This window comes from Mesotoga sp. UBA5557 (assembly GCF_002425715.1).
Classification (GTDB): Bacteria; Thermotogota; Thermotogae; order Petrotogales; family Kosmotogaceae; genus Mesotoga.
In genome coordinates this window covers 1-13,295 of the sequence record NZ_DIMV01000066.1, presented here as the reverse complement: position 1 = coordinate 13,295, position 13,295 = coordinate 1, and the positions used below count along the sequence as shown (strand labels likewise).

The window sequence follows — 13,295 nt, the reverse complement described above, 5'->3', positions numbered from 1 at the left end:
TCCTAGCTCCGGAACGAGGAACCTAGGCGCGAAGCGCAGAGTATGATCCTTGCTCTTAACCAGGAACATGGACGCGTAGCGTCGGAACGAGGAACCTAGGCGCGAAGCGCAGAGTATGATCTTTGCTCTTAACCAGGAACATGGACGCGTAGCGTCGGAACGAGGAACTTAGGCGCGAAGCGCAGAGTATGATCCTTGCTCTTAACCAAGAACATGGACGCGTAGCGTCGGAACGAAGAACCTAGGCGCGAAGCGCCAGAACTACTATCTACAAGGAGGTAATCCATTTGAATTGGATAAGAGAGTTAATATCCCTAATCACAATTTTCGCTAGCTACGTCGAATCCCCCGGAAACGGGGCTGAGAAGAAAGAGAAAGTGAAACAGATGATAAAGGACGCGCTTCCAGATGAAGAATGGAAGATAGACCCAGAATTCTTCGACTTCATCCTGGATGTCTTGATCGACCTCGTCGTCATGTTCCTGAACAAGGGACTTTGGAAGACTGCGATGAAGGTGTTGGTGAAGTAGCTGTGCGTTCGATCGGAAATGAAAGAACAGCCTTTGTTGCGAAATTGACTAAGACTGTTCTGAAATCTTAAGAACACACACAAAAGCCATGAGAAACCCCGGAAATGACCGGGGTTTTTTTGATACGTAAACCATTGCATTTGGTTTTCTTTGTAACAATGAATATAATAGTCAACAGACGCAATCTGATCAACTTCGCAACTCTGAGCTCTACTTCTGGCAGTTACGTCCATTACACACGTCGCAAGGAGCAGCCGAATAGACATATACTGTAAACAACACACATGCGAAGAACGAGCACAGGAAGCGAGAGCGGTTTTCTAAGGTTCAGGTATTCAGATAGTGATTCAAGAGGCAGATTGAGAAATTGTAAAGCGAAGATAAGTAATCCATTTCTCTGAAGTATTTCAGAGAAAAGTTTCGGATAAAACAGACGCAGAAAGCGAACCGTTAGGGTATAGATAACAATACATTGGTACCGATCCATCACAATGAATCAACGGAGGATAACATGACCAACTTCAACGAAATATCCAACTTCATCTGGAGTATAGCTGACCTAATAAGAGATGTCTTCAAGCGAGGGAAGTATCAGGATGTCATTCTTCCATTCACCACGCTAAAGCGCTTGGATTCTGTTCTTGAAGGCACAAAGAAAGATGTTCTCGAGACGTCAAAGAAGCTAAGCGAAAAGGGTATAGAAAATCGAGATCCCCAGCTGAGAAAGGCTTCGGGCTATGCTTTTTATAATACATCTCGCTACACATTTAGAACCCTTCTGGATGACGCTCAAAATCTGAGAGATAATCTGACTGCCTACATAAACTCCTTCAGTCCAAATGTTAGGGAAATAATGGAGAAATTCGACTTCTTCAGAACTATTGAAAAGCTCGATCAATCTGGTCTTTTGTATCTTGTTATGCAAAGATTCAACGACAGCCATCTAGATCTTCATCCCGACAAAGTTGACAATCTTACAATGGGCTATGTATTTGAGGACCTCATCCGCAGATTCAACGAAGCGCTCAACGAAAACCCCGGGGAACATTTCACCCCTAGAGAAGTCATTAAAGTTATGGTCAATCTCTCGGTGAACAACGACAAGGAGATCCGCGAGAAAAATCACATTGTGAGAACGATATACGACCCTTGCTGTGGATCCGGTGGAATGCTCTCGATCGCCAAGGAAAGAATCATGGAAATAAATGCGGAAACGGAGGTCTATCTCTACGGTCAGGAGGTCAACCCTGAAACCTATGCCCTCTGTAAGTCAGATATGCTAATAAAGAGTGTTGATGGGAGAGATGCCGAAAATATAAGAGATGAATCGACACTATCCAAAGACAAGTTCCCGAACGACAGATTCGACATAATACTTGCCAATCCGCCTTATGGCAAAGACTGGAGTCAGGACGAAAAGACCGTAAGATACGAAGCCTCAAGAGGAACCGCCGGTCGATTCTCGGCCGGACTTCCGCGAAAAAGCGATGGACAACTTCTCTTCCTTCAGCACATGATCTCAAAGATGCGCCCCATTGAAGAAGGTGGAAGCCGCATAGCAATAATCATGAATGGTTCACCTCTTTTTACGGGCGACGCCGGAAGCGGAGAGAGCGAAATAAGGCGCTGGATAATAGAGAATGACTGGCTTGAAGCGATCATCGCGATGCCAGAACAACTCTTCTATAACACAGGAATAGCTACATACATATGGCTTATTACCAACAATAAAGAAGAGAAGCGAAAAGGGAAAGTGCAGCTAATAGACGCTACCTCTCTCTGGTCTCCCATGAGAAAAAGCCTCGGCAACAAACGTAGAGAGCTCACGGAAGAACATATACGCAAGATAACCGAGCTGTATAACGACTTCAAGAACGAGGAGCAGTCGAAGATCTTCCATAACGAATACTTCGGCTTCAGGAAGATAACGATTGAAAGACCTCTGAGACTTAACTTCCTTGCAAATGATGAGCGCATTTCAAGACTGGATGATCAGACGGCCTTTGTTAACCTTGCCAAGAGCAGAAAGAAGAAAAACGCCGAACAAGTCTCTCTCGAAGAGACTCAAGGAAAGGAACAGCAAAAAGAGATAAAGAGAGTCCTAAGAACACTTCCTCAACGTCTTTATAGGAATAAGGCCGACTTCGAAACCGATCTTGACAAAGCATTCGAGAGCTCGACAGTTAAGCTCAACGCCCAGCTAAGAAAAGCGATACTTGACGCGCTCTCAGAGAGGGACGAAATGGCTGACATTTGTCTCGATTCAAAGGGTAAACCCGAACCGGACTCCGAGCTTAGAGATACAGAGACAGTCCCACTTGGAGAAGATATACAGAAATACTTTGAAAGAGAGGTAAAACCCTTCGTGCCCGACGCCTGGATAAACAAGAAGATAAAAGACCCTAAAGACGGCAAGACAGGCAAAGTGGGCTATGAAATAAACTTCAACAGATACTTCTACGAGTACAAACCTCCCAGATCCCTTGAAGAGATACAGGCCGACCTCAACGAAGTGGAAAGAGAGATTCTCGATCTTCTTAAGGATGTGATCGAATGAGCGAGGAGATCACAAAGGACCTTGAAAAGATCGCTCCGAAACGCTGGAAGAGATACCCTCGTTACAAAGACTCGGGAGTTGAATGGATCGGTGAGATACCGACCAACTGGAGAGTATATAGACTGAAAGAACTTGCAAAGATAAATCCTTCAAAGACTGAAAAGAATCATCTTCCAGATGATCTGGAAGTGAGTTTTGTTCCAATGGAATCTATTGGAGAATACGGGGGGATTTCCGGAGCAGAAGCGAAGAAACTCTTGGATGTTAAGCAAGGTTATACGTATTTCGCAGAAGGTGATCTGATCGTAGCGAAGATAACTCCTTGCTTTGAAAACTATAAAGGAGCAATAGCCTCAGATCTTGTAAACGGTATAGGATTTGGTACAACCGAATTGTTTGTACTAAGGCCAAATGAACGGTCTGACTCTAGGTACCTTTTTTATGTTTCGATTTCCAAAGCTTTTAGAGAAACTGGAAGCAAAATAATGCACGGAGCTGCTGGTCAGAAGAGGATAACAGTTGACTTCATCAACAACTATCCTGTAGCCCTACCTAAACCTGAAGAACAAAGTCAAATAGTGGGCTTTCTGGATGAAACGCTAAAGAGAGTAGATTCCCTAATCACTAAGAAGCAGCGACTTATTGAACTCCTGAAAGAAAAGCGCGCGGTGATAATATCGCGAGCAGTGACTAAAGGTCTCGATCCCAACGCTCCCATGAAAGACTCGGGGATCGAATGGGTTGGCAAGATGCCACAAGAGTGGGATTTAGTCAGATTTAAGCATACGGCCAGAATGAAATATGGTAGTTCACTTCCTTCAGAGCTACGCAATGATGGAGATTTTCTAGTCTACGGATCAAACGGCCCTGTCGGTATGAATTCGTGTGCCAACACTTCTGCACCTGTTGTTGTACTTGGTAGAAAAGGTTCTTTCGGAAAGGTTAATTACAGTGATAAACCTGTATTTGCAATAGATACAACCTATTATATCGATAAGAGTTGCACAGATTCTCATATGAAGTGGCTTTTCTACCTATTGCAGGTCCTTGACCTGGATAGTGTCTCTATGGATACTGGAGTGCCAGGTCTGAGCAGAGAGCATGTGCATGAGTTGATTATTCCCAATTGCGGCTATGCTGAGCAACGAAGAATCTCAGTTTTTCTTGACAATGTGACTTCCAAACTCGACTCCTTCATCTCAAAGATCGAAAAAAGCATAGAGCTTCTGAAGGAATATCGCTCCGCTCTTATCACAGCGGCCGTTACGGGCAAGATTGACGTTCGGGAGGAGGTACCGTAGTGAGCAAGACTTACGACGAGAAGAGCTTTGAAGAGGCTATTGAAAACTCTTTGCTGAAGGAAGCTCCTGTCGAATCGCTATACGGTCAGAAGGCAAAGCAGACGGCTTTCGTCAGCGGCGGTTTCTCAAGCCGGAGACCGGATGAATATGAGAAGGAACTCTGCCTTATCCCCTCCGATCTTCTCCAGTTCATTTATGCCACCCAGCCAAAAGAATGGGAGAAATACCAGAAAGCGGCTGGTAATAAGGCCAAGGATAGCCTTCTCCAACGAGTAAAGAAAGCCGTGGACGATTATGGAACACTCCATGTCCTTCGAAAAGGGATTAAGTCTCTCGGCTCGCACTTCAAACTCGCTTTTTACAAGCCAGTAACCGGCATGAACGAGACCCTTCAAGAGCTGTACAGAGCTAACATCTTCTCGGTAGTGAGACAGCTGAAATACAGCATGAAAAATGAAAACAGTCTGGATATGGCGGTATTTCTCAACGGCCTTCCGGTGTTCACTGCCGAGTTGAAGAACCATCTTACCGGTCAGACTGTTGAAGATGCTATGCGCCAGTACAAAAAAGATCGCGACCCCGTCGAACCGCTGTTCACATTTGGCAGGTGCCTCGCCCATTTTGCCGTTGATCCCGAACTGGTTTACATGACGACTGAGTTGAAGAAGGGCGCGACACGTTTTCTCCCTTTCAACAGGGGTGATGGCACCGGTGCTGGAAATCCCCCTTCTGGCTACAACAAATATGCCACTTCTTATCTCTGGGAAGAGGTCTGGTCGAGAGACGGGATACTCGACCTCATACAGAACTTCATTCAGGTAATAGATATTCTAGATGAAGATGGAAGGCCAACCGGAAAGAAGGCAATGATCTTCCCCAGATACCATCAGCTAGATGCAGTTCACCGCTTAATAGAGGATTCGAAAGCTAGCGGAACTGGGAACAGTTACCTAGTGCAACACAGCGCAGGCAGCGGCAAAAGCTTCACGATAGCCTGGCTAGCCTACCATCTTTCCAATTTACACGTTGATGATAGAAGGCTCTTTGATTCTGTGATAGTGGTAACCGACAGAAGAGTCTTAGATAGACAGCTTCAGAACACTATAGGGCAGTTCGAAGATGTGAAGGGAAAGCTTGAGAACATTGACAAGACTTCTCGTCAGTTACGGGAGGCGCTCGAAAACGGAAGAGACATAATTGTCACGACCCTTCAGAAGTTCCCTGTCATTGTGGATCAGATAGGGGAACTGAAGAGTGATAGATTCGCAGTAATAATAGATGAAGCTCACTCCTCTCAGAGTGGTGAAACCGTCAGGGACATGAACGAGGTTCTCGCGGTGGAGACTCTTGAGGAAGCAGAGATTAGAGACGGAGTTGAATCAGAAGATCTCGAAGACAAGATAACTGACCAGATGAAGAAGAGAGGAAGACTGCCGAATGTGAGCTACTTCGCATTCACGGCAACTCCAAAGAACAAAACCCTTGAGACATTCGGGGTCAAAAGAGCCGACGGCAAATTCGAACCTTTCAGTCTATATTCCATGAGACAGGCGATAGAGGAAGGCTTTATAATGGATGTTCTCGAGAATTACACGACCTTCAAGACCTATTTCAGACTGCTCAAGAAGATCGAAGAGGATCCGCAGTTCGAAAAGGCCAAAGCCTCTTACCTTCTGCAGAAATTCGTCAGAGAAAGCGAATACACTATCTCGAAGAAGATAGAGATAATCATTGAGCACTTCAGGCAATTCACTATGGACAGAATCAAAGGTCGAGCTAAGGCAATGATCGTGACGAGCTCAAGGCTCCACGCTGTAAGATATCGTCAGGCATTCGATAGATACGTGAAGGAGAAGGGCTACGACACGATAAAGGCTCTCGTCGCATTTTCAGGGACTGTTCGTGACGGTGGTATGGAATACACCGAAGCGAAAATGAACGGCTTCTCTGAATCACAAACGGCTGGGGAGTTCAACACCGACAAGTATCGATTCCTGATAGTTGCAAATAAGTTTCTGACAGGCTTTGACCAACCGCTTCTGCATACAATGTATGTCGATAAGAGACTTAACGGGGTACATGCGGTTCAAACACTAAGCCGGCTAAACAGAATTCACCCTGACAAGAGAGATACTATGATTCTTGATTTCGTGAATGAAGCCGAAGAAATCGAAAAGTCTTTCCAGCCATACTATGAAAAGACATTGCTCACTGAAGGAACCGATCCCGACACTTTGTACGATCTGGAGACAGTTTTGGAGCAATTTCAGCTATACAGTCAAGATGACGTGGACAGATTTGCAGAAGTCTATTTTTCTGAGAAGTCAAAACACTCTGATTACTATAATTGCCTCAAGCCTGTAATATCGAGTTTTGAAGAGGTTGAGGAAGATGTCAAGCTTGACTTTCGTAAGACACTTACTCGATTCGTTCATCTATACTCTTTCCTTTCCAGAATCATCACTTTCTCCGATCCGGGACTGGAGAAGCTGTATCACTTTGCGAGATTCCTTCTAAGAAGACTTCCAATTCCCAGAGGGCAGCTCCCCTTGGAAGTGCTTGAGGATATAGATATGGAGTCTCTGCGAATTCAGAAGACCTCAAAAGGTAAAATCCAGTTGGAAAGAGGTCCGGGCGAGTTGAAGCCTACAAATGGTAGTGCTGAAACAGGGACATTTGTCAACGAACAAGAACTTCTATCCAAAATCATAGAAGATTTGAATGAGAGATTCGGCACCGAATTCACCGAAGAAGACAAAGTATTCCTCAGTCAACTTCAAGAAAGACTGGAGAAGAACGAAGCGCTCAGAAACAGCGTGCAGGTAAATCCCCCTTCCAGTGCCAGACTTACATTTGACAACATCGCCAACGACATAATCCAGGACATGATCGACTCGAATATCAAATTCTACAAGAAGATAAACGACGACCAAGACTTTGCCAGCACGCTCCTTGACTTCCTGTTTGACAGATACTTGAAGTCAAAAAAGGAGACTGTGAGTGATGCAACCAGTGAAAAACAGGATCACTAATTAGCTCAGGAGGTAATTTATGTTCAGAAAGAGAAAGGCATCTGAAGATGCCTCAGGGATTTTGGAACCAACGGACATTGTCGTTCCAGTCTATCTTGATGCAGAAATCATGCTTGACATCCTTGCAACTCTTGATAATGGATTATCTCTCAGTGAAAAAATCAAGATCACAAGTGGAGAGCTTTCTGAAAGGGAAGGCAGTGTCGGGATTTCGCTATCTAAAGTATTGCCATTTGTAGATATCTCTGCCAGCGGAGGCTTGTCAAAAAGCAAGGCTTTGAGTTCCGAAAGCCAGTCTGAAAGAGTTCAAACGCCTGGCTCACTGTTCAACAAAGTGAGAACGAAGCTAATTAAAAGTCAGATATTAGAAGAATCGAAACTATTGAGGACTGGAATGCTCTTACAGAAGGTAGCTTTGTGGAGATCATCGGAAATTTCTCACCAAATCCGATTTCCTCTTCTATAGAGAGATTTTTGCATGTAATAGAAATATTTGCGCCATTGATCAAACCAAATATGAGTGAGAAACAGGTCCCCATCAAGCAAATAACGGACATTTTGAACTCATTTGTCGGTGACATTGACAAATCAGAATCAAGGTTTTATCTCATAGACTTCAAGAATCTAGAAGGTCATAAAGCAATATCCCTCCTGTCCAAAGATCTTCTGAGAAGCGGTTCAAGGGAGATTGTTCAGAAAGGGAACTACAGACTACTAGGTAAAGTTGTGAAGAAGATTGATGAAGGGCACATCAAAACATTGGAATCTTCAACGTTTTTTGGCTTACTTGACGAGCAAATGATTCAAGGATTTCTGCGATCCTTTGAGGAGTTAGCAAAGAATGGGTTTAAAATTCCTGGCCTGAAAGATGAAATTGACGCACCACTTGTCGTAGTTCTACCAATTGCGGTTTACATTTGAGAAAGGGCATTCTCATACTAGGGGTTGAGAGTTTTTTGAGTAAGCGCCAATGGGAGATTAAAAATAGAACATGAGATGGTTAGTACTCAGCAATGGCCATAGCAGCAGGAATAGGCACTTAGGGAGTTATCAACTGTACTGTGAAGCAATAATACAGTGTGTTATGAGATGAAGCAAGAGCGGTAAATCACTGTGAAGGAGTTAAGGGCGTGAATCAGGTAAATGATTACATTGAGGCACTGGTTTCTGGAGATATGTTGAGAATCTCATTGCTCTCACTTTTCCTGATCGTATTTGCGATTGTGACTGGAGTAACTAATGAGAAATTTCGGTGGCTGGTCAACTGGAGAGTCCTCTTGAGAATCTTATTCTCCGTGCTTATTTGTCTGGCAACAGTGGTTTTCTTCAAGAAGAATCTCATTTTCACAGTTCTTGGTTATTCTTCCGCAGCTGTTATTGCATTCATTGGCCTATTATTTAGAGAATACATGATCTTCCCAGAGAATTGTCTGCTGAGATGGACTAAACGGAAGTATGAAGCTCTGGATTTTAACGAGGGTCAAAACTTTCCTGACAAAAAGATCTTTTTTGGCTTATCTGTACCTTTCAAAATCGAGTATCTCCATATTCTTGCAAGCTATTTGCTGGACAATGATGATCTACACGGTGCCTATAGAGTCTATAAGAGAATCGAAAGCTTTTCTCTTTTCGATTCGGAAAGGACGAGGCTCAACATTATCAAAGCACAGCTGTTCTGCTTAGCTGGAAATATCAAGGGAGCCGAGTTGATTCTTTCAAAAATGGATATCTCTCATTACCCAGAACTCAAGACATCATTCCTTATTTCTTCTTCTCTGCTGGCTGAAAGCAAAGGAAACCTAGAAGAAGCGTCTGATCTGCTGAGCGAGGCATTAAAAGAAAACGAAGACAAGGCAGGCACCGTAGTTATCAATAACTTGGGAAGGTTGAAGTATATGAGAGGGAATGATCTCGAAGCCATGAGGTACTATGAGAAAGCGCTTTTTTCAGCTGGGGATAAGGTTAAGAAAAGGATCAAGAGCATTGCGTTTCAAAACCTCATAGACCTTTATGTCAGAAACGGGGAACTTGAGAAAGCTTCATGGACGTTTGAGAAATTCAAAACTGAATTCTCAAACGGAGGCATTTATGACAAAGCAAGATTCTTCAGCTACCAAATGGTCTATGGAAGACAAATAGGAAACAGAAGCCTGATTCTTGATTCAATTGCGGCGATCCTAATAGATGTTATTCCAAGTCTTCCGAAAAAGAGTCAACTGATTATGCTTGTTTCAACACTAAAAGCTGTGTACGATCTGAGCCCAATCACGCCAATGCTGACAATCAATTCGTTAACGGTAACTATGCCAGACGTTCATGATAACTTGACTCAACTATTGACACTTTTGTATGCAGTTAGGCAGAAATGGGAAGAAATTAGTATGTTGCCATTTGAAAAACTATTCGAGTTGAACAAAGAACTATTCTACATACTTACCCGATTAGCAGATTCAAATCTCATTGAGCCTTTCAGACAAATATACGGTGAGCTGTGCTCGTTTTTTCGCGACTCTATTGATTCTATTGATCGGAAAGTTCTAAGTCTCGGTGAACCTTTCGTCTATGAGAGGTGGCAATGGGAGAACAACAGATTGTTTGCTGCACGATTCTTTCAGAAAGAGATGAATCAGGCTGAATGGCCCGGATATTTGACAAAGTCGTTGATCATATGGAAGACCTAATACAAGAACTTGACGATAACGACGCAGTTCTCTTATCTGTAGAGGCCAAGCTGAATCTTGTTGATGAGGTATTAGCTACAATCGATCATCAAAGAGGGAGTTCCATTCAGAATAAGCTCATTGAGAAATCGAGAAAGTATCTCGCTGAAGCGGATCGTCAAATTACAGAAATAGGTAATCACGTTTCGTTCTGTAGCTCCTATATCAGGATAGCCTTCTATGCAATGACGCTGGGTGAGTGTAGTTTGTGTTCAAAGTATTACAACAGCTTTCTAGCAACTGGAATAGCAGTGCATCAATTCAGTCAATGGGTCAGACAGTACTTTGCAGAAGTGGAGAGGTACGTTTTGAGCTGCATCGATAATTCGGGAAATTAGTTGCGACGCAGCTTTTATGGCCTGCGTTATCAGGACAAATAGGGATTCCTTTTTTTTGCTAAAATCGAGTGCATAAGTTGAGATATAATGAAAAACCATCAAAACAAGGAGATCAATACATGAGCAAGGAAAACCAAGCTGTTGAATTTAAAGAATCCTGGCGTGATGATTATCTGCGCTGGGTCTGTGGTTTTGCCAATTCTCATGGAGGCACTCTGATCATCGGCAAAAATGATCGAGGTGAGGCAGTCGGTGTTGCTGAAAGTGCAAAGCTGATGGAGGAATTACCCAATAAAATCCGTGATCTTTTGGGAATAATTGTCGAAGTAAACCTGCTTGCTGAAGAAGGAGCAGAATTGCTGGAAGTTAATGTGCCTGCCTACACCAACCCGATTAGCTATCGGGGTCATTACTACATTCGTAGCGGCAGTACCCTGCAGGAAATCAAAGGCGCCGCGCTGGATCGTTTTCTGCTACAGAAACAGGGACGCACATGGGATTCTGTACCCCTGCCAGGGGTTGCAATAAATGATTTGTCTTTGGTGAGCCTCAAAAAATTTCGTGAGCTGGCTACCGTCAGCGGACGCTTAAGTGATGCGGATTTATCGGCAGCAGATCCGGAGCTGCTTGAAAAGCTTAAATTAACTGAAGGCTCATACCTGAAACGATCGGCTGTACTGCTCTTCCATGAAGATCCTGATCGGTTTATCACCGGGGCTTTTATCAAAATTGGCTTTTTTGTTTCAGAGTCTGAACTTGCCTATCATGATGAAATTCACGGCTCTCTTTTTTCACAGGCACATACAGTAATTGATCTACTTCGAACCAAATACATGAAAGCCGCCATCATCTATGAAGGTCTTCAGAGAATCGAGCGGTTCCCAGTACCTTACGAGGCGTTGCGCGAGGCCATACTTAATGCGCTGGTTCATAGGGATTATTCAGTGCCTGCGCCAATACAGATTCGGGTCTATGAGAACAAACTGAAAATCTGGAATCCTGCAGTACTGCCTGAAGGGTGGAGTTTGAAAACATTATTGGGCGCACATGCATCCCATCCCTATAATCCGGATGTGGCAAACGCTTTTTTCCGCTCCGGGGAAATTGAATCCTGGGGTCGGGGGATTGAACGAATATTCTCAGCTTGCCGTAGTTCGGATTCGCCGCCTCCCAGTATTCAACTGGAAGGACATGATCTCTGGGTGGAATTCCCATTTTCCGATAATTATCTGGATACAATGCGGGGAAAAGTAAGTAGCAAGGGTAGTGCTACCCAAGAAACTACCCAAGAAACTACCCAAGAAAAAATCGTTCTCTTGCTAAGGGAGAAACCATCTATTACCCGTCGTCAACTGGCACAAGAACTGGCATTGAGCGAGGATGGTATAAAATATCATCTGAGAAAGCTCAAAGAACAGAATCGCATACGCCATGTAGGGGCAACAAAAAAAGGCTATTGGGAAGTGTTGAAATGAAACCATCGGAAAGATACAAGCTCGATGAGCGCAACCATGTAATAAATAGGGTCAGACTCCATTTTTCACACTGAATGAGAAATCGAAGGTAAAAGTCTGTGAGAGTGTTTCTAAGGACGGAAAAGAGAAATTATGCACAGCCTTTCTCCTCTACGCCTACGGGGACACCCCCATTCAAAGAGAATATGCCAACATGGTTCACATGAAAACAACGTTGTACGTCGACGGTCCACCGTCCTTCGGGAAGACCGATAAGATAAGATCAATCGTTGAGAAAGAGCATTATCGAGAGTTAGCTCACTCACGAGAAGAGCGAGATTCTGAGCAGGATCATCTCAGAATGACGTGATGCAAGAGAAGGCTATCATCCCATGTCACTCGTACAGACTCCTTACTTCATCACCAGTAAGCCTGCCCTGAAAAGCTTGCTCCAATATGCGCCTGTTTGGGGCCTCTGTTCAGTGTCATCCCGTAATATCCCCACTCCGTCATCCCGTGATGGGTCTGCACGGGATCTCGCCCTGAGAGCCGCTATTCGCTTAAGAACAAGAACCCGCTGTTCTCTGTGGAGAACCCTCCTTCGTGACTCGTCCCGGATCATGGACCCGTCCTTGGATAACATCAAGCGAGAAAGAGCATTGTCGAGACGTTCGCTGAGCTCGCGAGAAGGCAAGTGAAGAGCCAGTCACTGCTGAAATAAGACCCAAGGCGCCGAGAAACATCGCTGGACGCGAGGCTTAAAAATAAATAGGGTCAGACTCCATTTTTCACTGCTATGTGAGTAATTGCAATCGCCGCCAGCTCTATCGTTATCTGCGTTTTTACCGGCTTTATCCTCAAATTGTGGGGACACTGTCCGCACAATTGAAAACCATGCTGCCTGCGGACTTACATAAATAAACGCGTCAGACTACATTTTTGTTGCCGCGAACACTACAAGGAGATAGTTGAGAAATCGAAAGCAGAAACAGGCTAGGAGGCAACGCCTTGGAATTCGAGAAATCTGCGTGAAATTCGTGACAGACTCCGTTTTTCTCATTACATAATTTTATCTGCTTAGATGGCTTCTAGAAGCTTTGAGAGAAGCTGCTGTTTTTGTTTCAGTTGCGGTTGCTACTGCCAGGACATTGAATTCTCATTTTTCTGACTGCGTTCTTCTTCCGTGATTCTTGGTGGTGAAAGGGAGAGAGCAGTATCAAAGAGATACAGCTAATATCCTGCATTCCCGGAAATTATATCGAGGGAGATTCCACACCCAGTTTGGCATAGATATCCTTCTGCTTTTTGGTGACTTCTCCGATCAAGCGGCCATGTTCAGGTGATTCAAACCTTTCAATAGTGT

Annotated in this window: 9 protein-coding genes; all 9 read left to right on the top strand. The window is 44.1% G+C overall.

The window, feature by feature from the left end; translation table 11 throughout:
• Positions 1-287: 287 nt before the first annotated feature.
• The 9 genes from B3157_RS08890 to B3157_RS08850 all read left to right on the top strand — a co-directional run bounded on the left by B3157_RS08890 (position 288) and on the right by B3157_RS08850 (position 11,953).
• Entirely contained in the window at positions 288-530 is a 243-nt protein-coding gene (locus tag B3157_RS08890; RefSeq protein ID WP_289059016.1) for a hypothetical protein, read from the top strand.
• Between the two features lie 511 nt (positions 531-1,041).
• Positions 1,042-3,087 (top strand): type I restriction-modification system subunit M, encoded by a 2,046-nt coding sequence (locus tag B3157_RS08885; RefSeq protein WP_292590155.1) that lies wholly within the window; start codon positions 1,042-1,044, stop codon positions 3,085-3,087.
• The gene (locus B3157_RS08880) at positions 3,084-4,388 is read left to right on the top strand and encodes a restriction endonuclease subunit S (protein ID WP_292590153.1); all 1,305 of its coding nucleotides are present in this window, start codon (positions 3,084-3,086) and stop codon (positions 4,386-4,388) included. The genes B3157_RS08885 and B3157_RS08880 overlap by 4 nt, the downstream gene beginning before the upstream one ends.
• Positions 4,388-7,420 carry a type I restriction endonuclease subunit R gene (locus B3157_RS08875; RefSeq protein ID WP_292590152.1) on the top strand — a complete coding sequence of 1,011 codons (3,033 nt, stop codon included), beginning with the start codon at positions 4,388-4,390 and terminating at the stop codon, positions 7,418-7,420. The genes B3157_RS08880 and B3157_RS08875 overlap by 1 nt, the downstream gene beginning before the upstream one ends.
• 19 nt (positions 7,421-7,439) lie before the next feature.
• Positions 7,440-7,886, top strand: a complete 447-nt coding sequence (locus tag B3157_RS08870; protein WP_099829292.1) for a DUF6414 family protein — start codon at positions 7,440-7,442, stop codon at positions 7,884-7,886.
• Positions 7,838-8,341, top strand: a complete 504-nt coding sequence (locus tag B3157_RS08865; RefSeq protein ID WP_292590151.1) for a DUF6414 family protein — start codon at positions 7,838-7,840, stop codon at positions 8,339-8,341. The genes B3157_RS08870 and B3157_RS08865 overlap by 49 nt, the downstream gene beginning before the upstream one ends.
• 209 nt (positions 8,342-8,550) lie before the next feature.
• The gene (locus B3157_RS08860; protein ID WP_292590150.1) at positions 8,551-10,101 is read left to right on the top strand and encodes a tetratricopeptide repeat protein; all 1,551 of its coding nucleotides are present in this window, start codon (positions 8,551-8,553) and stop codon (positions 10,099-10,101) included.
• The gene (locus tag B3157_RS08855; protein ID WP_292590149.1) at positions 10,056-10,478 is read left to right on the top strand and encodes a hypothetical protein; all 423 of its coding nucleotides are present in this window, start codon (positions 10,056-10,058) and stop codon (positions 10,476-10,478) included. Before B3157_RS08860 ends, B3157_RS08855 begins: the two co-directional genes overlap by 46 nt.
• A gap of 119 nt (positions 10,479-10,597) precedes the next feature.
• Complete coding sequence (locus B3157_RS08850; RefSeq protein WP_292590148.1) at positions 10,598-11,953, top strand: ATP-binding protein; 1,356 nt, start codon at positions 10,598-10,600, stop codon at positions 11,951-11,953.
• Positions 11,954-13,295 lie beyond the last annotated feature (1,342 nt).